The 23,345-nt window shown below is 69.9% G+C and carries 25 protein-coding genes; 18 read left to right on the top strand and 7 right to left on the bottom strand.

The genetic code is table 11. The features are described from left to right. Positions 1 to 19 precede the first annotated feature (19 nt). Complete coding sequence (locus tag ATM97_RS23785) at positions 20 to 202, top strand: hypothetical protein (protein WP_218720299.1); 183 nt, start codon at positions 20 to 22, stop codon at positions 200 to 202. Between the two features lie 84 nt (positions 203 to 286). Continuing rightward, a complete protein-coding gene (locus ATM97_RS23780) occupies positions 287 to 1,756 on the top strand; it encodes a hypothetical protein (protein ID WP_218720298.1) in 1,470 nt (489 codons plus the stop codon). A gap of 123 nt (positions 1,757 to 1,879) precedes the next feature. On the opposite strand, the gene ATM97_RS23775 is transcribed toward ATM97_RS23780, so the two are convergent. Beyond that, positions 1,880 to 2,269, bottom strand: a complete 390-nt coding sequence (locus ATM97_RS23775; protein WP_218720296.1) for a MerR family transcriptional regulator — start codon at positions 2,267 to 2,269, stop codon at positions 1,880 to 1,882. A 50-nt stretch (positions 2,270 to 2,319) separates the two neighbouring features. Between ATM97_RS23775 and ATM97_RS23770 the strand changes: the two genes are divergently transcribed. After that, positions 2,320 to 3,195: an NAD(P)-dependent oxidoreductase gene (locus ATM97_RS23770; RefSeq protein ID WP_218720295.1), complete on the top strand. Its 876-nt coding sequence runs from the start codon at positions 2,320 to 2,322 to the stop codon at positions 3,193 to 3,195. Positions 3,196 to 3,199: 4 nt separating this feature from the next. Here ATM97_RS23770 and ATM97_RS23765 read toward each other — a convergent pair whose 3' ends face one another. Together ATM97_RS23765 and ATM97_RS23760 are read right to left on the bottom strand one after the other, a co-directional pair. Continuing rightward, positions 3,200 to 4,303 carry a glycosyltransferase gene (locus ATM97_RS23765; RefSeq protein WP_218720293.1) on the bottom strand — a complete coding sequence of 368 codons (1,104 nt, stop codon included), beginning with the start codon at positions 4,301 to 4,303 and terminating at the stop codon, positions 3,200 to 3,202. Positions 4,304 to 4,441: 138 nt separating this feature from the next. Next, a complete protein-coding gene (locus tag ATM97_RS23760; RefSeq protein WP_255588267.1) occupies positions 4,442 to 5,167 on the bottom strand; it encodes a Sir2 family NAD-dependent protein deacetylase in 726 nt (241 codons plus the stop codon). A 126-nt stretch (positions 5,168 to 5,293) separates the two neighbouring features. Between ATM97_RS23760 and ATM97_RS23755 the strand changes: the two genes are divergently transcribed. Then, a complete protein-coding gene (locus ATM97_RS23755; RefSeq protein ID WP_218720292.1) occupies positions 5,294 to 6,031 on the top strand; it encodes a hypothetical protein in 738 nt (245 codons plus the stop codon). Here ATM97_RS23755 and ppk2 read toward each other — a convergent pair. Beyond that, positions 6,028 to 6,963, bottom strand: coding sequence for a polyphosphate kinase 2 (gene ppk2, locus ATM97_RS23750; RefSeq protein WP_218720290.1), 936 nt, complete (start codon positions 6,961 to 6,963; stop codon positions 6,028 to 6,030). The genes ATM97_RS23755 and ppk2 overlap by 4 nt on opposite strands. Before the next feature lie 204 nt (positions 6,964 to 7,167). On the opposite strand from ppk2, the gene ATM97_RS23745 reads away from it, so the two are divergent. Further along, positions 7,168 to 8,646 carry a sugar porter family MFS transporter gene (locus ATM97_RS23745; RefSeq protein ID WP_218720288.1) on the top strand — a complete coding sequence of 493 codons (1,479 nt, stop codon included), beginning with the start codon at positions 7,168 to 7,170 and terminating at the stop codon, positions 8,644 to 8,646. 3 nt (positions 8,647 to 8,649) lie between these two features. Here the strand turns inward: ATM97_RS23745 and ATM97_RS23740 are convergent, their stop codons facing one another. Next, entirely contained in the window at positions 8,650 to 9,594 is a 945-nt protein-coding gene (locus ATM97_RS23740) for an AraC family transcriptional regulator (protein ID WP_218720286.1), read from the bottom strand. 332 nt (positions 9,595 to 9,926) lie between these two features. On the opposite strand from ATM97_RS23740, the gene ATM97_RS23735 reads away from it, so the two are divergent. Continuing rightward, complete coding sequence (locus tag ATM97_RS23735; RefSeq protein WP_255588266.1) at positions 9,927 to 11,153, top strand: hypothetical protein; 1,227 nt, start codon at positions 9,927 to 9,929, stop codon at positions 11,151 to 11,153. A gap of 37 nt (positions 11,154 to 11,190) precedes the next feature. Further along, a complete protein-coding gene (locus tag ATM97_RS23730) occupies positions 11,191 to 12,282 on the top strand; it encodes a metallophosphoesterase (RefSeq protein ID WP_218720285.1) in 1,092 nt (363 codons plus the stop codon). A gap of 10 nt (positions 12,283 to 12,292) precedes the next feature. Here the strand turns inward: ATM97_RS23730 and ATM97_RS23725 are convergent, their stop codons facing one another. Further along, positions 12,293 to 13,297: an AraC family transcriptional regulator gene (locus ATM97_RS23725; RefSeq protein WP_218720283.1), complete on the bottom strand. Its 1,005-nt coding sequence runs from the start codon at positions 13,295 to 13,297 to the stop codon at positions 12,293 to 12,295. A 108-nt stretch (positions 13,298 to 13,405) separates the two neighbouring features. On the opposite strand from ATM97_RS23725, the gene ATM97_RS23720 reads away from it, so the two are divergent. The 11 genes from ATM97_RS23720 to ATM97_RS23670 all read left to right on the top strand — a co-directional run bounded on the left by ATM97_RS23720 (position 13,406) and on the right by ATM97_RS23670 (position 22,507). Next, the gene (locus ATM97_RS23720; RefSeq protein ID WP_218720282.1) at positions 13,406 to 14,380 is read left to right on the top strand and encodes a quinone oxidoreductase; all 975 of its coding nucleotides are present in this window, start codon (positions 13,406 to 13,408) and stop codon (positions 14,378 to 14,380) included. 25 nt (positions 14,381 to 14,405) lie between these two features. Continuing rightward, on the top strand, positions 14,406 to 15,272 hold the full coding sequence (locus ATM97_RS23715; protein ID WP_218720280.1) for a TauD/TfdA family dioxygenase: 867 nt from the start codon (positions 14,406 to 14,408) through the stop codon (positions 15,270 to 15,272). 52 nt (positions 15,273 to 15,324) lie between these two features. Next, positions 15,325 to 16,377 (top strand): 3-keto-5-aminohexanoate cleavage protein, encoded by a 1,053-nt coding sequence (locus ATM97_RS23710; RefSeq protein WP_218720279.1) that lies wholly within the window; start codon positions 15,325 to 15,327, stop codon positions 16,375 to 16,377. 83 nt (positions 16,378 to 16,460) lie between these two features. Then, the gene (locus ATM97_RS23705; RefSeq protein WP_218720277.1) at positions 16,461 to 17,753 is read left to right on the top strand and encodes an MFS transporter; all 1,293 of its coding nucleotides are present in this window, start codon (positions 16,461 to 16,463) and stop codon (positions 17,751 to 17,753) included. 27 nt (positions 17,754 to 17,780) lie between these two features. Further along, positions 17,781 to 18,371: an RBBP9/YdeN family alpha/beta hydrolase gene (locus tag ATM97_RS23700; protein ID WP_374104896.1), complete on the top strand. Its 591-nt coding sequence runs from the start codon at positions 17,781 to 17,783 to the stop codon at positions 18,369 to 18,371. After that, positions 18,368 to 19,111: a CoA transferase subunit A gene (locus ATM97_RS23695; protein ID WP_218720275.1), complete on the top strand. Its 744-nt coding sequence runs from the start codon at positions 18,368 to 18,370 to the stop codon at positions 19,109 to 19,111. The genes ATM97_RS23700 and ATM97_RS23695 overlap by 4 nt, the downstream gene beginning before the upstream one ends. Continuing rightward, entirely contained in the window at positions 19,108 to 19,752 is a 645-nt protein-coding gene (locus tag ATM97_RS23690) for a 3-oxoacid CoA-transferase subunit B (protein WP_308248597.1), read from the top strand. Before ATM97_RS23695 ends, ATM97_RS23690 begins: the two co-directional genes overlap by 4 nt. Positions 19,753 to 19,770: 18 nt before the next feature. Beyond that, positions 19,771 to 20,454 carry a hypothetical protein gene (locus ATM97_RS23685; protein ID WP_374104895.1) on the top strand — a complete coding sequence of 228 codons (684 nt, stop codon included), beginning with the start codon at positions 19,771 to 19,773 and terminating at the stop codon, positions 20,452 to 20,454. Positions 20,455 to 20,531: 77 nt separating this feature from the next. Beyond that, complete coding sequence (locus tag ATM97_RS23680) at positions 20,532 to 21,143, top strand: class I SAM-dependent methyltransferase (protein WP_218720272.1); 612 nt, start codon at positions 20,532 to 20,534, stop codon at positions 21,141 to 21,143. A 43-nt stretch (positions 21,144 to 21,186) separates the two neighbouring features. Next, positions 21,187 to 21,939, top strand: a complete 753-nt coding sequence (locus ATM97_RS23675) for a hypothetical protein (protein WP_218720271.1) — start codon at positions 21,187 to 21,189, stop codon at positions 21,937 to 21,939. A gap of 55 nt (positions 21,940 to 21,994) precedes the next feature. After that, on the top strand, positions 21,995 to 22,507 hold the full coding sequence (locus ATM97_RS23670; RefSeq protein WP_218720269.1) for an OsmC family protein: 513 nt from the start codon (positions 21,995 to 21,997) through the stop codon (positions 22,505 to 22,507). On the opposite strand, the gene ATM97_RS23665 is transcribed toward ATM97_RS23670, so the two are convergent. After that, positions 22,411 to 23,343: an STM4011 family radical SAM protein gene (locus ATM97_RS23665; RefSeq protein ID WP_218720268.1), complete on the bottom strand. Its 933-nt coding sequence runs from the start codon at positions 23,341 to 23,343 to the stop codon at positions 22,411 to 22,413. The two genes, ATM97_RS23670 and ATM97_RS23665, sit on opposite strands and share 97 nt — an antisense overlap. Positions 23,344 to 23,345: the final 2 nt, after the last annotated feature.

The following is a 23,345-nucleotide window of genomic DNA, read 5'->3' as shown; positions in this document are numbered from 1 at the left end:
ATCATGCGATGATCGCCGGATGACCGGCCCGGCCAGCACCACCCGCATCCTCGGCCTCCTCGGTGGCGTCGCTGTGATCCTGCTGCTCACCAACTGGAGCGCGATGCGTGCGGTCGCCTACGCCGTCATCTGGTCGCTGGCGGCGGTGGTCCTGGTGGTGCGCGAGCGTCGACGGCCCGCTGCCGGCTCCACCTCGGAGTAGCCGGGCACAGGCGGCAATCGTGTGGACCGGACGATCCGGCGACCCTAGGATCGTCGGATCGTTTCCGGGCAGTGGGGGTAGGTCGTGTCAGCCGTACGCAGCGGTGCCAGCTGGGTGGTCTCGTTCGTCCCCCTGTTCTCGCTCGGCCTGCTGACCTGGCCGCTGTTCGCCGTCCTGGCCGTCCGGGCACGGTCGTGGCCGTTGGCCGGTGCCGCCCTCGGATACCTGGGTCTGTTCGCGGTGGAGGTGTGGGCGAGCGAGCCGGACCCGGTGCGCGACACCATCTTCGACCTGTGTCTGTTCGTGCTGATGGTGGGCGGCACCGCCCACGCGATCGCGGTGCGGCGGCGATGGTTCGCGAGCCCGCCCGTGGTCGGCGATGTCGACGTGGTGGCCACCGAATACCCGGTGGCCGGCGCAGGCGCCGTCGCGGCCGAGCCCGCCGGGTCCACGCTGAGCGCCGAATCCGAGCCTGTGCAGCGGTTGCTCGACGAGATCGACCAGCTCGTGGACGCGAGCATGCGCGACGGCGAACCCCGGGTCGGCTACGACTACGACGACCCGACCTACCCGGACTGCCCGAACCCCTACTGCGGCGAATCCTGGCACGGGCTGGCCATCACCCGGCAGATGGAGCTGATGCGTCACTACGGCGAGGTCGACCTCGACTACGACTACCGCGCCGACGACAGCCTCGTGCTGTGTCCGGGTTCGGCGTTCGAGGGGGAGTGGCCCGCCCCGCCCAGCGTCGAGGCGGCAAGAGGGGAGCCGGAAATCGTTGTCGTGCAAGCAGAGCCGGCGCCAGAGCTCGATCCGCGAGCCGAGGCCAGGGCCTTGGCCGACCGGCTGTGGACCGCCCTCGCGCGACCGGCGCAGGCCCTCGTGGTCACGACGTGGCTGCTCGCGTTCGTCTCGATGTTTCTGGCACCCGCGCACTGGCGCTGGCTGACGGTGATCGTCGGTGCGGTGGCGCCGATGTGTGTCGGCTGGCTCTACGGGCGGCGCGGTGACCTGTTTCCCGCGGGCTATGTGCGGACCCGGTTGCGGGCCCGGCCCATCGTGGTCGGGGCTGTCGGGCTCGTGGTGTGCGCGGGCTGGCTGCCGTTCCGCTGGGCGCGCACGCCATCGCTGGGCCCGGCGGAAGGATACTTCGCGCTGATCATCGCCTGTGTGGTGGCGTGTGTCGGGCACGCGGTCGTGCAGATCGCCCGGGTGCTGCCCGTCGGTGCCGCCGAGAACGAGACCGAGGCGAAGGCGCACGGTGAGAACCTGGTCGTGCTCGGGTTCGGCTGGATGCTGTTCGGTCTGCCCGTCACGCTGCTGTTCGGCTGGATCGCGAGCTACTGGGCGTATCAGCCCGGCGCCATGTGGGCGGCGGTCGCGGTCCTCACCCTGCTCGTGCTGACCTTGTTCCTCGAAGCCGGCGCGATCAAGATCCTCACGAAAGCCCGTGACGACGGCGACATTCCGATGCTCGTGTTCTTCACGATCGGCGCGGGCGCCCTGCTGGTGTGGTCGTTGCTGCGCATCGCGGAGACCACCTTCCAGCCGTGAGCTCGGTCGTCGGCGCGAATGGGGGGGTGCAGATCCGCATGGCTGGAACCCGGTGCCCGGCTCGTGAAGCAACCGGCCGGGGCGCCGCTGCACCCCACTGTGCGCCCGCCAGGCCTTCGAGCCTCAGGCGGGCACATCCAGCGGCGGATAGCTGTCGCCACCGGTACGCTCGGCGGCCGCGATGTAGTCGGCGAGCGCGTCCCGGGACCGGGTGAGCCGATCGATCTGCTCGGTGATCCGGCGCATCCGTGATCGCATGGCGCCCAGCAACTCCGGGCAGCCGGGCAACTCGGGAACCTCACCCTGCGCGCACGGCAGCAGGAACGCGATGTCCTCGGAGGACAGTCCCGCGCCCAGCAGATGCCGGATCTGCTGGACCCGCAGCACCGAACCCTCGTCGTAGACGCGATAGCCGTTCGGGCTCCGCTCGGCAGGCAGCAGACCCTGCGCCTCGTAATAGCGCAGCTGATGGGCGTTGACACCCGTCCGATGGCTCAGTTCCCCGATCCGCATCCGCATCCTCACTTGACCTTCACACCGGTATGAACGTCGACGATGCTGCCATGGACAACACCACCGCCACACCCGTCACCGTTCTCGGACTCGGCCTGATGGGCCGCGCACTCGCCGGCGCGTTCCTCGACGCCGGCCATCCCGTCACCGTCTGGAACCGCACGAGCGCCAAGACCGAGCAGCTCGTCGCCCGCGGCGCACACCGCGCCGCGACCGTCGGCGAGGCCGTCGCCGCCGGACCCCTCACGATCGTCTGCGTCACCGACTACCGGGCCGTGCGCGCCCTGTTCGACGATGTCGCGCCCACCGGCACGACACTGCTCAACCTGACGTCGGGTGACTCGGCCCAAGCCAGGGACACCGCCCGCTGGGCCGCAGAGCACGGTGTCCGCTACCTCGACGGCGCCATCATGGCGATCCCCTCGACCATCGGCACCGCCGAGGCTGTGATCCTGGTCAGCGGAGCAGCCGAGGACGTCACCACGCACCGATCGACGCTGGAAGCACTCGGCACCGTCAGCCATCTCGGTGCCGACCACGGCCTGGCCTCCCTCTACGACGTGGCCGGTCTGGCGATGATGTGGAGCGTGCTCAACGCCTGGCTCCAAGGCACGGCGATGCTGCGGACCGCCGGGGTCGACGCGGCCACCTACGCCCCGTTCGCCCAGCAGATCGCCACCGGTGTCGCGACGTGGCTGCCCGGCTATGCCGCCCAGATCGACCGGGGCGCCTACCCCGCCGAGGTCGCCGCCCTGGAGACCGACGTGCGGTCGATGGCGCATCTGATCGAGGAGTGCGAGGCGCTGGGTGTCAACGCCGAGCTGCCGGTATTGATCAAGGCGATGGCCGATCGCGCGATCGCCGCCGGGCACGGCGGCGAACAGTATCCGGTGCTGATCGAGGAGTTCGGCAAGCCGCACCACTGATCGCTCAACGCGCGGCCAGGAGCGCGACCACCTCGTCGGCGACCTCGTCGACGCCGGGCATCGCGGCGATCTCGCTCGCGACCGATGCGGCGGTGGTCGCGAGGTCGCGGTCATCGATCAGGCTCGTGAGGTGCGCGGCCGTGATCGAGCGGGCGGCCACCGCGATCCCGGCGCCGCGGCGTCGCACCGCGGTCGCGTTCCAGGCCCGATCGCCGGGAGCGGGGGTGGCCAGCTGCGGGACACCGGCCTGGAGGGCGGCGAAGACCGAACCCGCGCCCGCGTGGTTCACCATGGCCGTGCAGTGCGGCAGGGCTTCGTGCAGGGCGATCCAGCCCGTCGTCGTGACACCAGCCGGAAGTGCGGTGGCGCGCTGGATCTTTCGATCGGGCCGGACGATGACGATCTCGGCGTCGACCTCGGGGGCCGCGCGCACGATCGCACGCACCATCGCGTCGGGGCCGTCGCCGAGCATCGTGCTGCGCGTGACCAGAATGCGGGCGCGCGTGGACGGTTCGCGCAGGAACGGAGGGGTGCGGGCCTGGGGCGGGGCGTACGGGGTGTAGCGCAGCGGACGCCCGCTGACCTCGACGATGCTCGGCGGCGCGATCGACAGGGTCCGCACGGGCGCGGGGAGATCGGCGTCGGTGAGCAGCCGCAGCAGTTCCCGGCGGATGACGGTGCCGTCGTCGAGGGCGATGTTGTGCAGGAGCGTGGGAACACCCAGCTGGGCGGCCACGATCGCGGCGGCCGAGGCGAACGGTTCGTGCACGATCAGCTCCGGCCGGAACTCACGGGCCGCCGCGAGCAAGGGCGCGAGCATCGGCCGATTGGTGACGGCGAAGACCCGTGCGCCACCCCGCGCATCGGCCATCCCCTGCGCCGACCGCACGGCCAGCAGGGGCTGGGCCCCGAGCCCGCGCACCGCCGAACGGACGTAGTCGATCGGGGGAGCGACCTCGGCGACCGGAAGCTGCGTGCGCACGGCCGCGGTGGCGGCGCCTCCCGTGGCGATCATGACCCGATGTCCGCGCCGCTGCAGGCGGGCGGCCAGCGGCATCATCGGAAACAGGTGCCCGAGTAGTGGCATGGCCACGAACATCACTCGCATCAGGCCTCCGTCGCTGCCGTGGCCGCGTCGTCGGCCGTTCGAGTGCTACGAAACAGAAGCGCGGCGGGTTCATTCGGTGCCGGTGTCGACGGTCATGACCCGGCACCAGCCGGGTGGCCGCCCTCGCGCCGGGCCGCATCAGCCGAGGGTGGCCAGGAGGGCGGGCAGAGCGGTGCCGATGGGCTCGCGGATCACCTCGTCGGCGAGGTCGTCGTAGGGCGTGGGTTCGGCGTTGACGATGATCAGCCGGGCGCCGTGCTCGGCGGCCACCCCGGCCAGCGACGCGGCGGGCTGGACCTGCAAGCTCGTGCCGACCGCGATGAACACGGTGCACGCCTGGGCGATCGTCATCGCCTGCGCGAGCACCCCGGGATCGAGGGCCTGGCCGAACATGACGGTGGCCGTCTTGAGAATGCCGCCGCAGCGCAGGCAGGCCGGATCGTCCTCGCCCGCCGCGATCCGTTCGAGGGCGGACTCGGTGGTCGTGCGGTCACCGCACTCGGTGCACACCGCCGTGCGGGCGTTGCCGTGCAGTTCGACGACCTTGCGGTCGGGCAGGCCGGCGAGCTGGTGCAGGCCGTCGACGTTCTGGGTGATCACTCGCACCGCCACCCCGCTCGCCGCCAGCGCGGTTACGGCGTGGTGGGCGGCATTCGGCTCGGCCCGCCAGGCCGGGTGTTCGCCGCGCATGAGCCAGGAGCGGCGACGGATGTCGGGATCGCGCATGTAATAGTCGTAGGTGACCAGCTTCTGGGCGTCGGGATCGCGCTGCCACAGGCCCTGCGGGCCGCGATAGTCGGGGATCCCGCTGTCGGTGGAGACACCGGCGCCGGACAGGATCGCCACGAGAGGTCGGCTGGTCATGCGGTTCAGCGTAGGTCGGTCGGTCGGCGTGGTCGACGAGAATTTCCCGCCGATCTCGATGAGGGGTGCCGAATCTGGCTATTGTACGCTAAAGTCTGCCTGGATGTACACAGCGGAAGGTGGACGATGTCGTCGACAGCAGTGAAGCAGCAGGTGCTCGAACTCGGTGGAGCATTCATGATCTCGCGTGAGGCCAGGGAATTCGGGCAGGCGGTCGGGGTCCCCGGCTTCCACGGCGCCTACACCCGCGGACGCGGCGGCGTCCTCGGTGACGTCGACGCCGATGTCGTCGCCGCGGCCTTCGGCTTCTTCGAGCCCGGATGCGTCCGGGCCGCTTGGGAATCCGTGCCGCTGCCCGCCGCCGACGCGGCCGCGGCCTACCTCGCGGCCTGTCACGACTTCGGTCGGCGCAAGCTGGCCGCCTACGACGACGCCGACCGGCTCGCCGAGCTGCTCGGCCGCGTCGTCGCCGCGGCGCCGTCGACCGGGCTGCCGCTGTTCGCCGGCTGGCGCGCGATGCCGCTGCCCACCGACGGCCGCGCCGCCGCCCTGCAATTGACCCATGTGCTGCGGGAACTGCGCGGCGGCCTGCACCTGATCGCGGTGCTGGCCCAGGGGCTCACCCCGTTGCAGGCGATCCTGATCGCGGGATCCCCGGTGTCGGACGGTCCGACTCACGCGCGCATGCTCGGCTGGTCCGAACCGTTCGAGCCGATCACCGACGAGCACCGGGCCCGCTGGGATGCCGCGGAGACCTTGACCGACGAACTCGTCGCACCCTGCTTCGACGCCCTCGACGCGGCCGAACGCGACGAACTGGCCGCGTTGATGTCGGCCGCGCACACCGCCGCCCTGGTCCGTTAGGAACCGATCACGTCGCGACCGCGGCCCACGATCAGCGGGTCCGCGGTCGCGACGATCTCCGCGTCCTTGGTGTCGTACTCGAAGCGGTTGAGCACGTACCGCATCGCGTTGAGCCGGGCCCGCTTCTTGTCGTTGCTCTTGACCACGATCCACGGCGCGTGGTCGGTGTCGGTGTGCTCGAAGTTCTCTTCCTTGGCCGCCGTGTACTGCTCCCACTTGTCGAGCGAGGCCAGGTCCATCGGGGACAGCTTCCACTGCCGGACGGGGTCGACCTGGCGGATGGCGAAGCGGGTGCGCTGTTCCAGCGGCGACACCGAGAACCAGAACTTCACCAGGTCGATGCCGTCGTCGACGAGCATCTTCTCGAACAGCGGGGCCTGGCCAAGGAACCGCCGATGCTGTTCGGGCGTGCAGAAGCCCATCACCCGCTCCACACCGGCCCGGTTGTACCAGGACCGGTCGAACAGCACGATTTCCCCAGCTGCGGGCAGGTGCTCGACATACCGCTGGAAATACCACTGGGTGGATTCGCGGGCCGAGGGCTTCTCCAGCGCCACCACCCGCGCGCCGCGCGGATTCAGATGCTCCATGAACCGCTTGATGGTGCCGCCCTTGCCCGCGGCGTCACGGCCCTCGAAGACGATGACGATGCGCCGCCCGGTCGCCTTGATCCAGTTCTGCAGTTTCAGCAGCTCGATCTGCAGCAGCCGCTTGTCCAGCTCGTACTCGGTGCGCGACAGGCGTTCGTCGTAGGGGTAGCCCTCGCGCCAGGTGTCGACGATCAGCCCGCCGGGCGCGGTGAGCAGCACGGGATCGTCGTCGTCGCTGTCGTCGACGGTGAACGCCGTGGTGTCGGCGAGGTTCACAGCGGTGGCGAGATCGGCGATCTCGCTGACCTCGCGGGGGATCTGACGCGTCTCGACATCGGTCATCTCGCGGACGCTAAGCCACGAGCGTGACGGCGAGGTGAACGCGCGGTGTGGGACCGCGGCGCACCGGGTCGTGGCCGGGCCTTCGGCCCGCGTCGGTGGTGAGCGTGTCCTGGACGGAGCGACCCGCGGGTCGGGGCATACTGCGACCAGACCACACAGCGACCAGCGTGGCAGGGATGCCGCGCCGCGGAGAGGACGACGCCGATGTCCGACGGAGGTTCTTTCACCGACCAGTCCGCTGCTCCCGACGACGAGAGCGCGCCGGGCAGCCACATCATCCGGATCGCTTCCGTCGCGGCGCTGGGTGGTCTGCTGTTCGGTTTCGACAGCGCGGTGATCAACGGCGCGGTGGCGGCGATCCAGGACGAATTCGGTGTCGACGACGCCGTTCTCGGCTTCGCCGTGGCCTCGGCGCTGCTCGGTGCCGCCGCGGGCGCGATGACGGCGGGCCGCATCGCCGACCGGATCGGCCGGATCAAGGTCATGAAGATCGCGGCCGTGCTGTTCTTCCTCAGCGCGGTCCTCACCGCGCTCGCGCCCAGCGTGTGGCTCCTGGTGATCGGGCGCATCATCGGCGGCCTCGGGGTCGGCGTCGCCTCGGTCATCGCCCCCGCCTACATCGCCGAGACCTCACCGGCCCGCATCCGCGGCAGGCTCGGCTCACTGCAGCAGCTCGCGATCGTGCTCGGCATCTTCCTGGCCCTGCTCGTGGACTATGTGCTCGCCGAGATCGCCGGCGGCGCGAGTGAGACGCTGTGGCTGGGTCTCGAGGCCTGGCGGTGGATGTTCCTGTCGATGATGGTGCCCGCGGTCGTCTACGGCGTGCTGGCCTCGACGATTCCGGAGTCCCCGCGGTATCTGGTGGCCACCCATCGCATCCCCGAGGCGCGCAAGGTGCTGGCGTTGCTGTTCGGCGAGAAGAACCTCGAACTGACCATCGGCCGGATCGAGGACAGCCTCAAGGGCGATGTGAAGCCGTCCTGGAAGGACCTGCGCCGCCCGGCGGGCGGGATCTATCCGATCGTCTGGGTCGGTCTGCTGCTGTCGGTGTTCCAGCAGGCGGTCGGCATCAACGTGATCTTCTACTACTCCAACGTGCTGTGGGAGGCCGTGGGATTCGAAGAGTCCCAGTCGTTCCAGATCAGCGTGTTCACCTCGGTGGTCAACATCGCCACCACCATCGTCGCGATCATGCTCATCGACCGGATCGGGCGCAGGCCGCTGCTGCTGGTCGGTTCGATCGGCATGACGGTCACCCTGGCGACGATGGCGGTGTGCTTCGGCACCGCCGACCAGGTGCCCAACTCCGAGGGCACCCTGGAGCCGCAGCTGACCGGGGCAAGCGGGCCGATCGCGCTGGTCGCGGCGAACCTGTTCGTGGTGTTCTTCGGCATGAGCTGGGGCCCGGTGGTGTGGGTGCTGCTCGGGGAGATGTTCCCGAACCGGATCCGTGGCGCCGCACTGTCGCTGGCGGCGGCGGGGCAGTGGGCCGCGAACTGGGCGATCACCGTGTCCTTCCCGAGCCTGAAGAGTTTCTCGCTCGGCTTCGCCTACGGCATGTACGCGGCGTTCGCGCTGCTGTCGTTGGTGTTCGTGGCGCGGTTCGTGCCCGAGACCAAGGGGATGTCGCTCGAGGACATGGATGCCGCGACCGGTGTCGGACGGCCCGCGTCGGCGGGCTGATCGCTAGGGCCGCACCATCTGCCGGTAGTCGGCCGGTGTCGCGCCGACCGTCTCCCGGAACGCGCGATGGAATCCGGATTCGCTGCCGAATCCGCAGGCGGCGGCGATCGCGCCCATCGACTGGTACCGCTCGCGCTGCAGCAGTTTCTTGGCGCGATCGATGCGGATCAGCTTGATGTGGTGGGCGATCCCGCCGCCACCGACGAGGCGGTAGAGCGTGCGCCGTGAGACCCCGCACGCCGAGGCGACCGTGTCGGCGCTGAGTTCGGGATCGCAGGCGTTGGCGCGCAGGAAGTCGAAGACCTGCTGCCGCAGCACCGCGGTGATCTCCTCGGGCTCGCTCTTGCGGCGGGCCGCGGTCGCCACGGCGGCACCGAACAGTCCGAGCGCGTGCGGGACCAGCGGCGCCGCCTGCGCCGGATCGGCGGCGACGAGGTCGAACAGGGCGGTGAAGCAGGAGATGACAGTCGGGGCGACGGTGCCGGGCCCGTAGCCCCTGGCGGTGAGCGAGCGGGTGTCGGCGACCGAGATCCGCCGCGTCGGCACCTGCACGACCAGTTCCTCGAAGGTGGAGGTCCAGGTCGCGGAATAGGGGCGGGTGCTGTCGAGGAAAACCAGAGTGCCGGGCTCGGCTGCGACGGTGCGGCCGTCCTGTTCGAGCACGGCGCTCCCGTCGAGGGTGATCACGCCCAGCACACACTCCTCGGTGTCGGCGCTCAGGTCGACGTGGCGACGGCGCGCCCGCTGCGCGTCGGCGCGGACACGGGACAGGCCGACGGCGTTCTCCAAAGTGGCGTACTCGATGCGCGCGTGGTAATCGGCGGTGGTCATCGGGTCGACCTGCATACGGAAATACATCGCGCACACGCTGTCGCGCCAGAAGTCGAAAGCCTCCCTGGGGGAGACGCTCTCGGTGCTGAGCACCAGGGGGGACAACCGGTCGGGCATCGACCCAGTATCCATCGGGCAACCCAGGTTGTCCTCGGATGTCGACGACAGCCACGACCGCGAGCGTGCCGGTTCGGCGACCACCTCCGCGACGCTCGCCCATGCGCGGCGGCCACGCGGGCTCGCCCTCACGATGGCCTGCACTCGGGCCGCTACATCGTGGCGAACGCCCTTTTCGGTGAGTGCAGATTAACTGAACGTTCGTCCAAGTTGGCTGATTGTTCATGTAAACAGCACTGTTTCGGAAACTGTGCGGCCTAGGTTCGTGTCGCACCCTCACCCGATGCCCTCGGCGGTGCGCCGAGCGCCCGCCCAGCCGGAGATCACAGCGCATGCCTCTGTCCCTGTCCCGCGTCACCGCGCCCTGCGTCGGTTCCCTCACCGCGCTCACCGTGGCCGCCGGCATTCTGCTCGCGCCCGGCACCGCACGGGCGAGCACCGAGGACACCCTCGCGGCTACCCCGATCGGTGACGCGGCGGCGCTGTGCACCACGGGCGCGCCGACATTCGACGATGTAGTCACCGCGGCCGCGTCGGTCCTGCGCGGCATGGTCGGACCCGCGCAGCTGGCCGCCTACGACCAGCAGGTCGCCGGATTCCGTGCCGAAATCGCCGCTGTGCGAGTGCATCGGGACGGGCTGCCGATGCGGCCGGAGCGGGTGGGCACCCGACTCGCCGAGCTCGACGACCCGATCGTCACCTACCTGGTCAACGGACTCGACGCGGTGCGCACCGGCCGGATCGACCAGACGATGTCGGTCTCGCAGCTGACCGTAGACGACGCGATCGAAGTGTTCATCCTCGCGACCGGCATCGTGAAGATCCCGGCCAAGCTCGCCGCCGGGATGGTCCCCACAGTGGGGATCTTCCTGAAACCGATCGTCGGCGCCGCCTTCACCGGCACCAAGGCCCTGGCCCGGGCGGTACAGAATTCGATCGACGCGGGCTGCGTGGCCCCGAACGTCTACCCGCCGCTGGACCCGGCCTCGGTCGCGATCGAACCCGTCGACGTACCGCGACCGATCGAGGACCTGGCCGCCCTGGTCATGACCGCCGACGGCACCTGTACTCCGATCGCCGACCTGACCATCGCGGCTGTCGTCGAACGCTCGCGAACATTCCTGACCAGCGGCGCCGTACAGGTCGACAAGACCGCGGTCGACCAGGCCGCCGCGGACCTGCAGGTGTTCCTGGCGAGCAATCGGGTGGCCGAGGTGATGCTGATGCGCCGTTCCGACGAGCTCGGGCCGCTGGTGGAAGCCCTCGACCTGGGTCCGCTGACCTTCCTGGCCAACCTCGGCGCCGACGTCGCCGCGGGCACGGCCCTCGACACCGTGCCGCTGGCCCAGGTGCAGGTGGAGAACGCCTTCGACCTGGCCACCCTGACCCTCGACATCACCAGCCTGCTGTTCTCGGCCGGCACCTCCCTCGCCGGGTACGCGGGGGTCGCCGACGCGGTCCTCACGCCCCTGTCGATCGTGCAGAAGCTGGCCTTCGCGCCGACCGACTACGGCGCACCGATCGTGCGCGGCGTCATCCAGTCGATGTGCGCGGTGTAAGTTTCCAGCGATCCCAGACCAGAAGGTGAGCATCCACGTGTCGCACTCCATCCCGGGCTCCACCCCGGCCGGTATCGGCCGACGCGAAGTTCTGGCCGGCGCCGCGGGCGTCGTCGCCGGCATCACCCTCGTCGGGCTCACGCCCGCGGCGGCGGTCCCGGCCGAGGTGCCCAAGTTCGCGCCGGGCGCCGGGCGCACCGCCCGGATCCTGATCACCGGCGACGCGGGCACCGGCAGCCGCACCCAGTGGGCGGTCGCCGACGCAGCCCGCGCCTTTCACGCGCGCGAACCGTTCACGATGGCGGTCGGCCTCGGCGACAACATCTACGAGTCCGGTCCCGACGGACCCGACGACGTCCAATTCGCCACGAAGTTCGAGGATCCCAACGCGGGACTGGACTTTCCGTGGGCCATGGTCCTGGGCAACCACGACACCTCCGCGGTGTTCCCCGGCGACGGCGGCTGGCTGCTGCGCGGCAACCACGAGGTCGAATACCACGCGAGATCGCGTCGCTGGTGGATGCCGAGCCGCTATTACTCGGTGCGAGTGCCCGAGGAGAACCCGGTGGTGGAGTTCTTCGTGCTCGACCTCAACCCGCTCGCGGCCTACATCCCGCCACTGCTCGACCCGTACTGGTCGGTGGACGGTCAGTACATGAACGAGCAGCGCGCCTGGCTGGACCGGGCGCTCGCGGAATCGACCGCGCCGTGGAAGATCGCCTGCACCCACCACCCCTACCTCAGCAACGGACCACACGGCGACGCGGGCAACTACGAGGGTCTGCCGATCGAGCCGATCAACGGCGTGCACGCCAAGCGATTCTTCGAAGACCATGTGCTGGGCAAGGTCTCGTTCCTGCTGTCCGGGCACGACCACACCCTCCAGGTGCTCGAACCGACCGCCGCGTCGAAGGGCACCCGCCAGATCGTCTCGGGCGCGGCGGGCAAGACGGCCGCCGGTCGTCCGGCGACGCCCAAGGATTCCGCGCATCCCGCGCTCTACGAGACCCAGCACGAACTGGGCTTCATGGTGATGGACCTGAGCCCCGAGAAGGTGACGCTGCGCGTGGTCACCGTCGATGCCGCCTCCGGTGTCGGCACCCAGGTGTTCGACCGTCGCCTGGCCTGAGCGCGGCCGGTCAGTGGCGTGGGCGTTGCTCGCGCCACTGCCGGGGGCTGGTGCCGTAGTGGCCGCGGAACCAGCGCGAGAAGTTGCTCACCGAGGAGAAACCGAGCAGATCGGCGACTGCGGTGAGGGAGTGGCGGCGGGTGGTGACCAGGCGTTCGGCCAGCGCGGCGCGGGTCTGGTCGACGATCGCGGTGAACGTGGTGTCGTCCTGGGCGAGCCTGCGGTGCACGGTGCGCCGGTCGACACCCAGACTGCGGGCCACCTGATCGACGGTGCAGCGTCCCGTCGGTAGCAGCAGTTCCACGAGTTCGCGGACCCGGTCGGTGACGGTGGCCTCCCGCGTCGGGGTCAGCGTGCCCACCAGCTGCTGGGTGTAGGTGCGCAGCAGCGGATCGGCCATGGCGTTCGGGGCGTCGAGAACGGTGCTGTAGGTGAGGATTCCGTCGAAATCCTGATCGAACTCCACGTGCGGACCGAACATCTTGACGTAGGTGGCGCGATCGCGCGGCGCGGGGTGGGAGAAGCAGACCTGTATCGGCCGCCACGTGGGCCCGGCGAAGCCGCGCAGCAGTCCGTGCAACACCCCGGTCGTGAGCTCGACGGCTTGGCGCACGGGCACCTGCCTGCCTACATCGACCGAGACCCGCAGCGTGGCTACGCCGTTGGCCTCGATGATCTCGGTGTGCAGCGCCTCGTTGTACATGTGCTCGTGGCGCGAGAGCAGCCGCAGCGCGCTGCGCACATCGGGCTCCTCGCGGATGACCAGGCTCAGCGGGCCGAGGTTGGCGAAGCGCCGCAGCTGCGCCAACCGCAGGCCGAAGTCTTCCCGACCGGATTCGGCGGCCGAGCGTTCCAGCAGTTCGGCCACGGCCTCGGCCGGCACCCAGCGATCCTGCGTGCCGAAACCGGCCGGGTCGAGGCCGCAGTCGCGGATCAGCCGCGCGGGCTCCAGCCCGAGCGATCGCGCCAGTTCGACGTAGTCGTTCAACGACGCGTACCGGGACAACGGCTTCACCGGACCACCTCCTCCAAGTCCCGAGATGAATAGTTTTCTGTCCCGTCAGGATAAGCATTGCGAGCCGGGCGTCCCTACTGTTATGTCCATCACACCGAAGGAGATGCAGTGGCACACGCAATTCGTTTCGCCGAGATCGGCGGCCCCGACGTCATGCGGTGGGAGACCACCGAGGTCGGCGATCCGGGGCCCGGCGAGGTCCGGCTCCGCCACGAGGCCGTGGGACTCAACTTCGCCGACACCTACTTCCGCACCGGGCTGTACCCCGCCGCCCTGCCCGCCGGACTCGGGGTCGAGGCCGCCGGCGTCATCGAGGCGGTCGGCCCCGGAGTCGCCGGGTTCGCGCCGGGGGACCGGGTCACCTACACCGGCAGCCCGCTCGGCGCCTACAGCACCGCCCGGGTCATGCCCGCCGAGCACCTGATCGCGCTGCCCGACGGCATCGCCTTCGACACCGCGGCCGCCACCACCATGCGCGGGCTCACCACCGCCTACCTGCTGCGGCGGATCCATCCGTTGCGGGCGGGCGACACCGTCCTGCTGCACGCCGCGGCGGGCGGAGTCGGCCAGCTGTTCACCCAGTGGGCCACGCTGCTCGGCGTCCAGGTGATCGGCACCGTCTCCAGCGAGGAGAAGGCGGCCGTCGCCCGCGCCAACGGCTGCGCGCACGTGGTGATCTACACCAGGGAAGACGTCGCGACCCGAGTGCGCGAGATCACCGACGGCGCGGGCGTTCCCGTGGTCTACGACAGCATCGGCAAGACCACCTACCAGTCCTCGCTGGACTCGCTGGCCCGGCGTGGCCTGCTGGTGTGCTTCGGCACCGCGTCGGGCCCGGTGCCGCCGATCGAGGCGATGCAGCTCGCCGTGAAGGGCTCGCTGTTCGTCACCCGGCCCGCCCTGGCCGACTACATCGCCGACCCGGCCGAACGCGCCGAACTCGCCGGCGAACTCTTCGACCACCTCACCGCGGGCCGCCTGCGCGTCGAGATCAACCAGCGCTACGAGCTCGCCGACGCCGTGCGGGCCCACCGCGACCTCGAAGCCGGCCGCAGCGTCGGCGCGTCGGTGTTCACGCTCTGACGCGTCCACCGGAAAGGAACCAGCCATGACCGTCCGTACCGCCCTGCACGCGGTGCCGCTGACCGCGACCATCGGTGCCGAACTGCACGGGGTGAACCTCGCCGAGGTCGCCGCCGACGACGCCCTGTTCGCCGAACTGCGCACCCTGCTGCTGCGCCACAAGGTGCTGTTCGTCCGTGACCAGGACATCACCCGGGCCGAACACGTCGCGCTCGCCGAACGTTTCGGCCCGCTCGAGGATCACCCGGTCGCCGCGGGCGACCCCGACCATCCGGGCCTGGTCCGCATCTACAAGGACCTCGACAGCCGACCCGAGCACTACGAGAACGCCTACCACTGCGATGCCACCTGGCGGGTGAATCCGCCGATGGGTGCCGTACTGCGATGCGTGGAGACGCCGCCGGTCGGCGGCGACACCATCTGGGTGAACATGGTCGAGGCCTACCGGCGGCTGCCGCAGTCGGTGCGCTCGCGGATCGCGCATCTGCGGGCCCGGCACAGCATCGAGGCGAGTTTCGGTGCGGCCATGCTCGAGGAGGACCGGCTCGCACTGCACGACCGATTCCCCGACGCCGAACATCCGGTGGTGCGTATTCACCCGGAAACCGGTGAGGAGATCCTGTTCGTCAATTCCTTCACCACTCATCTGGTGAATTTCCATACGCCGGAAAATGTGCGATTCGGCGCCGATTACGCGCCCGGCGCAAGCGAATTGCTGAACTATCTGATGCGCCAGGCGAGCATTCCGGAATATCAGGTCCGCTGGCGCTGGACCGAGAACAGCTTCGCGATCTGGGACAACCGGTCCACCCAGCACTACGCCGTCCAGGACTACTGGCCCGCGGTCCGCAAGATGGAGCGGGCGGGCATCGTCGGCGACCGTCCCTTCTGACGCCTAACTCCCTTTTCCTATTCATCCGCGCAATTCCGATCGGAGTACCCCCATGCATTTTCACGACGACGCATTGTTCCCCGAGAACCAGGAGAAGCTGGTCATCACCGCCGCGCCGTACGGCCCGGAATGGGAACTCGATGATTTCCGCGAAGACCTTCCACTGACGATGGACGAACACGTCCAGCAGGCCGTCGACTGCTACGAGGCCGGCGCCACCGTGCTGCACATCCACGTGCGGGAACTCGACGGCAAGGGCTCCAAGCGCCTGTCGAAGTTCAACGAACTGCTCGGCCGCCTGCGCGAGGCCGTGCCGGACATGATCCTGCAGGTGGGCGGGTCGATCTCGTTCTCGCCCGAAGGTGAGGGCGCCGACGCGCTGTGGCTGCCCGACGACGCCCGGCACATGCTGGCCGAACTCGACCCCAAGCCCGACCAGGTCACCATCGCGATCAACACCAGCCAGATGAACATCGTCGAGCTGATGACCGAGGACGACATCGCGGGCACTTCCTTCGAACGGCCCGAGGTGTACGAGGCCTACCGGGAGATGTACGTGCCCGCGGGCCCGAGCTGGGTCGCCGAACATCTGAAGCGCTTGCAGGCCAACGGCATCCAACCGCACTTCCAGCTGTCGAGCATCCCGCAGCTGGAGACCGTCGAGCGGCTGATCCGGCGCGGCGTCTACACCGGCCCGCTCATGCTGACCTGGGTCGGCATCGGCGGCGGCTTCGACGGCCCCAACCCCTACAACATGATGGAGTTCATCCGCCGCACCCCCGACGGGGCCGTGCTCACCCTGGAGACGCTGATGCGCAGCGTCTTGCCGGTGAACACGATGGCCATCGCGATGGGCCTGCACGCCCGCTGCGGCAACGAGGACACCCTGTGGGGCCGCAAGGGCGAGAAGATGACCTCCGTCCAGCAGATCCGGCAGCTGGTCCGGATCGCCGGTGAACTCGGTCGCGAAGTCGCCACCGGCAAGGAAGCGCGCGAGATCTACAAGCTCGACGAGCGCTACGCCGACGCCGACGAGACGCTGGCCAAGATCGGGTTCGCCCCGAACCGCAAGCCGGGCCAGGTCGGGTTCACCCACCACGCCTGACCCCTTCCCGGGGAATCAGCCTCCCCGGTCTCGACAACCCGGTGGACGTCAGCGACGACGTCCACCGGTTCGCAGGAGCACCCATGGACCACACCACGACCGCCGTCGCGGCGCCGCATCGAACACCGTCCGTCTCCCGAACCTATCCGTGGCTGGTGTTCGCGCTGGCCTTCGGCCTGCTACTGGCCGACTACATGTCGCGCCAGGTGCTGAGCGCGGTCTTCCCGTTCCTGAAAGCCGAATGGGCGCTGTCGGATTCGCAGCTGGCGTCGTTGAGCAGCGTCGTCGCCCTGATGGTCGGACTGCTCACGCTCCCGCTGTCGGTGCTGGCCGACCGGTGGGGCCGGGTCAAGAGCCTGCTGCTGATGGCCCTGGTGTGGAGCGCGGCGACCCTGGTGTGCGCGCTCGCCGACAACTACCCGCAGATGCTGGCCGCCCGCTTCTTCGTCGGCGTCGGCGAGGCCGCCTACGGCAGCGTCGGTATCGCGCTGGTGCTCAGCGTGTTCGCCGCGCGCAGGCATGCGGCGCTGAGCGGGGCGTTCATGGCGGGCGGCTCGTTCGGCTCGGTGTTCGGGGTCGCCGCGGGCGGCGTCATCGCGGTGCACCTGGGCTGGCGGTGGTCGTTCGCCACCATGGCGATCTTCGGGCTGGTGCTGGCGGTGGCGTTCCGGTCGGTGGTCACCGAGGAGCGCACCGCCCGCCACACCACCGATCCCGCACCCGAGATCGCCTACCGCGCCCCCATTTCGACCCTGTTCACCAACCCGGCGGTGCTGTGCGCGTACGTCGGCAGCGGCCTGCAGATGTTCACCGCCGCCGTGCTGCTGTCGTGGATGCCGAGCTTCTTCAACCGCTACTACGGGCTGGCGCCCGATCAGGCGGCGGGACTGGCGGCGGTCATCGTGACCCTTGTCGGCACCGGCATGGTGGTGTGCGGGGTGATCACCGACCGGGTCGGTCGCGCCGATATGAGCCGCAAATGGCTCACCGCGATCGTGTTCTGCCTGATCTCGCTCGTCAGCCTCGGGCTCGGGTTCAGCCTGGACACCGGTGTGCCGCAACTGGTTCTGCTCGGCATCGGCGCGTTCTTCTCCGGCGGCTCGGCGGGCCCGACCGTGGCGATGGTCGCCAATCTCACCCATGCCTCCGTACGCGCCTCGGCGTTCGGCACCCTCACCCTGGCCAACAGTCTGCTCGGCCTGGCCCTCGGACCGTTCGTCGTCGGGGTGCTCGCCGACCACCTCGGCCTGTGGGACGCGCTGCGCGTGACACCGGTGGTGTCGGTACTCGCCGTCGCCGCCCTGCTCCTTGGCAGGCGCGTCTACCCCCTGGGGCTGCGCGCACTCGCCGCAGTGCACGCCGCGGCCCCGCACTGAATCTCGTCGAAAAGGATGACCGCACCGATGAATTCCCTTCCCACCCCGACCGTCGTGATCGTGCCCGGCCTGCGTGATCACGTCGCCGACCACTGGCAGAGCCTGCTGGCCGCGACCCTGGACAAGGTGGCCGTCGTGCCGCCGCTGGAACGCGACGGACTCAGCCTGCCCGCGCGGATCGCCGCCCTGGACGCCGTCCTCGCCGACATCGAGGGGCCCGTCGTGCTGGTCGCGCACAGCGCGGGCGTGATGATCACCGTGCACTGGGCCCAGCAGTCCACCCGGGCCGTGCGCGGCGCGCTGCTGGCGACACCGCCCGACTTCGAAACACCGCTGCCACCCGGGTATCCCAGCGCCGCCGACCTCGCCGCGCACGGCTGGACCCCGGTGCCGCGCCGCCGGCTGCCGTTCCCGACCATCGTCGCCGCGAGCAGCACCGACCCCCTGGCCACCAGCCGCCGGGTCGCCGGGATGGCCGAGGCGTGGGGCAGCAGCCTGGTCGACCTCGGCGACGTCGGGCACCTGAATCCGGCGGCGGGCTACGGTCCGTGGCCGCGCGCGCAGGAACTGCTCGACGACCTGCTCGCCATGACCGAGAGCGCGGAGCTCGCCCGATGACAACGGTGTTCGCCACTGCCGCCGAGGCGGTCGTCGATATCGGCTCCGGCGCCTCGCTGGCCGTCGGCGGATTCGGAGTGTGCGGCATCCCCGACGCACTGATCCACGCGCTGGCGGCGGGCAATGCCGCCGACCTGGAGATCTTCTCCAACAACTGCGGCACCGACGCGCACGGCCTGGGAATCCTGCTGGCGCAGAAGCGTATCCGCCGGGTCACCGCGTCCTATGTGGGCGAGAACGCCGAGTTCGCGCGCCAGTATCTGGCCGGCGAACTCGAAGTCGAACTGACGCCCCAGGGCACGCTGGCGGAGAAACTGCGGGCGGGCGGAACCGGGATTCCGGCCTTCTTCACCGCCGCGGGGGTAGGCACGCCCCTGTCGGAGGGTGGACTGCCGTGGCGGTATCACCCCGACGGCTCGGTGGCGGTCGCCTCGCCGCGCAAGGAGGTCCGGACCTTCGCCGGGCGCCGATTCGTGCTCGAGGAATCGATCACCGCCGACTACGCCCTGGTGCACGCCCTGGTCGGGGACACCGCGGGAAATCTGGTGTTCAACAAGGCGGCCCGCAACTTCAACCCGCTCGCCGCGATGGCGGGGAAGGTATGTATCGCCCAGGTCGAGAACCTCGTCCCCGCCGGCACGCTCGATCCGGCGCAGGTGCACCTGCCCGGGGTCTTCGTCGACCGCATCGTGCACACCGGCCCGCAGACCAAACCGATCGAAAGGCGGACCGTCTCGTGAACCCGACCGTGACCGCCGGGTGGACGCGGACCCAGATGGCCGCCCGCGCCGCCCGCGAACTGCGACCCGGCGAGTACGTCAACCTGGGTATCGGCCTGCCCACGCTGATCCCGAACCAGCTCCCCGCCGGTGTGGCGGTGACATTGCACTCGGAGAACGGCATCCTCGGCACCGGCCCCTACCCGCACGCCGACGATATCGACGCCGACCTGATCAACGCGGGCAAGGAGACGGTCACCGTCACCGACGGCGCCGCCTTCTTCGACTCCGCGCTGAGCTTCGGCATGATCCGCGGCGGCCACATCGACACCGCCGTCCTGGGCGGCATGCAGGTCTCGGCCACCGGCGACCTCGCCAACTGGATGGTGCCTGGACAGATGGTGAAGGGCATGGGTGGCGCGATGGACCTGGTCCACGGTGCCCGCCGGGTGATCGTGCTGATGACCCACACCGACAAGTCGGGCGCGTCGAAGCTCGTGCCGCGCTGCACCCTGCCGCTCACCGGCGTCGGCGTCGTGCACCGGGTGATCACCGAACTCGCTGTCGTCGACATCGAACCCTGCGGGCTGGTGCTGCGCGAATGCGCGCCCGGCGTCAGCGAAGACCACGTCCGCGCCGTCACCGCGGCACCCCTGCACTGAAGAACGAGGAACACCATGATGAGCAAGACCCTGGCCGCCGCCGCACTCACGGTGCTCGCCGCGAGCGGCACCGCGCACGCGGAGCGCGCCGACCCCGCACCGCTCGGATTCACCGCCCACGCCACCGATTCGGCCTCGATCATCGCGATCGATTCCGGCACCCTCACCGTCGAGAACGGCACGTTGACCGCCAGGACCGACACCGGCACCGTCGTCGCCGCGACCCCGCTGCACTTCGCCGTCGACGACTTCGTCTTCCCGATCGCCGCGCACATCGACGGCCGCACCGCGACCCTGACGCCGGAGCTGGCCATGGACAAGGCGGTCTACCGGCCCGTCGCGCTGCCGTTCGAGGACAAGGCACCGTGGAAGTCCGAATACGACCGCGAACAGGCCGCGTGGGCGCGCATGACCACGACCATCTCCACCGGCGCCGCGGTCGGCACCCTGATCGGTGGTCTCGGCGGTGCCGCCGTGGGCTGTGTCCTCGGCGGGGTCGTCGGCGCGACGGTGGCCGCGGCGACCATCATCGGGCTGTTCGGTCCGTTCCTGCCCGCGGCCGCCGTCGGCTGCCTCGGCGGCGTACTCGCGGTCGGTGCGCTCGGCACGGTGGCGGGTCAGTTGCTGGTGACCGCGCCCGTCGCGATCGGGGCCGCGATCCAGTACTTCACCACGATCACCGCGCCGTTTCCCGGCAAGTAGGGACCCCGCACGACCGCCGGGACCCGGCGGTCGTGCGTTCGGCGGCGCGCGGCCGGACAGCGGGGGATGATCGAGGCATGGGCTTCTACAGCGAGCGGATCCTGCCGCACATCGTCGACACGGTGTGCGGGGTGGCCAACAACGATCCTCTGCGCAGGCGCACCTGCGCGGGTCTGCACGGGACCGTGCTCGAAGTCGGGTTCGGGTCGGGGACCAATGTCGGGTTCTATCCGGCGGCGGTGGAGCGCGTCAGCGGGGTGGAACCCGCCGACACCGCGTGGAAGATCGCGGCGAAGCGGGTGGCGGCGAGCCGGGTGCCGATCGAGCGGGCCGGACTGGACGGACAGGCACTGCCGTTCCCGGACGCCACCTTCGATACCGCGCTCTCGACCTTCACGCTGTGCACGATTCCCGACGTCGGCGCCGCGCTGGCCGAGATCCGCCGGGTGCTCAAACCCGGCGGCACACTGCACTTCGTCGAGCACGGGCTCGCCCCCGATGCCTCGGTGCGGACCTGGCAGCACCGGCTCGACCCGATCCAGCAGCGGATCGCCGGCGGCTGCCACCTCGTGCGCGACATCCCCGCCTTGCTCACCGACGCCGGATTCGAGACCGTCGAACTCGATCGCTTCTACCAGCCGGGCGCCCCGAAAGCCTTCGCCGCCTTGTCGCTGGGTATCGCGCGCTGACCCCGCAAGACCTCGGCACGATGCGGCAGAAGGACGATCTCGCGTGAGCACACCGCGACGGTTCTGGATCGAATTCGACCGGCACGAGTCTGCGTACACACGACTCCGGGAGGGCGTCGGCGTGACCGGATTCGACGTCCCGGACTGTCTGTCGATGGTGGCGGAGCAGGTCGCGGACGGTCCGCTGCCCCCGATCCGCCGCATCACGGCCGACATCTCCCTGGCCGAGCCGATGCGGCTGAATCGCTGTCTCGGAGTCCCGGTGTGGCGCGGGGTGTGGTACCCGCCGATGAATCTCGGAATCGGGCCGACCCGCAGCATCGACCGCCGCGGCGCGCCCACCGACTATCCGGCACCCGTCACCGACTCACGCCGGGTGCGAGCGGGTGCGACCCCGCCCACGAAGGGCACCTGGTGGGACGAGATCCCGCACATCGACGGCCTGACGTGGCCGCTGCTGACGCTGCACAGCGCCGAGTACCGCCGCGGCATGCGTGGCAGCGTCCCCACACTGCGCGCCGCCTGCGTCAGGGACCCGACCTACGGCGAACTGCTGCGTCGATCTCTCGATTACATGATCGCCTGGCGCCCGACTCCCGACGAGTGGTTCGATCCGACCGGGACCAGGTTCGCCGATCAGCGCGATCTCGACGAATACCTGTGCGCCTTCCGCGACTACCTGCTCGGTGATCGCCCGGAGCCGATCTATCCGCCCGGTAGTGAGCCACTCGCACCCGAGGAAGCGCAGCGGCGAGCCGTCCAGATCCTGTTCGGCGGTCGCCCCGAGGCCGGTTGAAATCAGCCCGAATACATGGGTGGGCGGACCGCCGTCGCGGAGATAGCGTCCCGGCATGACCAGTCAGCTCACCACGCTCAACGAGATCTCCGACACGACCGCGCAGGCGGTGGCGGCCGATCCGGCCAACGCGCGCTTCGTCTTCCGGGCGGCAGGCACCACCGAGGGCACGGTGGGCAGTGTCGTCACCGCACGCTCGCACCGCGTGGCCGTCGACGAACCACCCGCCCTCGGTGGCGCCGATGCCGCCGCCAATCCGGTCGAGGTGTATCTCGCGGCCCTGATCTCCTGCCAGGTGGTCACCTACCGATTCTGGGCGCAACGGCTCGGCATCACCGTCGACGACCTCGCGATCACCGCCGAGGGCGATCTGGACGTGCGCGGCTTCTTCGGCATCGACGACACCGTCCGCCCCGGCTTCCAGGCGGTGCGGGTGAACGTGCGGATCACCGGACCCGAGTCCGCGCAGCGCTACGCGGAACTGCAGCAGGCCGTCGACGCGCACTGCCCGGTGCTCGACCTGTCGACCGGTGCCACCCCGGTGAGCACCACACTCGACGTCGGCTGAGCGGGAATCCGTTCCAGCACACCACCGGCGAACACGTCGTAGAGCGGCAGCGTCTCCAGGTGGACGTAGCCGATGTGGCAGTCGCACACCGACAGCGGGCACGGGCGCGGGGTCAGCGCCGCACGGTAGGAGCCGTCGTAGAGGTTGCCCAGCGGCGTGCGCACGAAGTGGCAGCGGCGGACCTCGCCGTCACCGTCGACCGAGATCACCGACGCCCCGGTGCGGCACGGTGCTCCGGCCGAGCGGTGCGGGTGCCTGCTGAAGGGGAACAGCGCGTCGATCGCGGTCCAGCCCGCGGCCTCGTCGTCGGTGTAGGTGTGGCCCTCGGCGGCGTTGATCCACAGGTACACGTGGTCGGGCAGGTCGGCGCGCAGCCTGCGGGCGTGGTCGAGATGGTCGGGCAGGCCGACGATGCCGACGCTGAACCGAATGCCTGCCTCGGCCAGCCGTTCAACCTTGTCGAGGAATCGGCGATACGGCGTCTGGCCGGGATGGTAGGTGCACCAGAGGGCGAGGGTGTCGCGGTCCGCGTCGGCGGTCCAGTCGATCCGGCCACTGAGGTTGGTCTGGATGGCGACCCGATCGATGTGCGGGCGGTGCGACAACTCGATCAGTGCCGTCCGGTACCACGACCGCACCAGGCCCTCGCCCCATGGCGTGAACAGCACCGACAGCCGGTCCTCGGTCTGGGCGTGCGCCCAGTCGGTGAAGCGGCGCAGCGCGGCTCGGTCGGTGCGCAACTGGTCGGTGGAGTCGCGGTGCTTGGCGAACGGGCAGTACGGGCAGTCGTAGTCGCAGGAGGCCAGCGGCCCCCGATACAGCAGGGTCAGGTCCATGG

The sequence above is a fragment of the Nocardia sp. MH4 genome, from assembly GCF_019266065.1.
GTDB classification, from domain to species: domain Bacteria; phylum Actinomycetota; class Actinomycetes; order Mycobacteriales; family Mycobacteriaceae; genus Nocardia; species Nocardia canadensis.
Note: the sequence above shows the minus strand (reverse complement) of the source record. Positions and strands in the feature narration are given on the sequence as shown.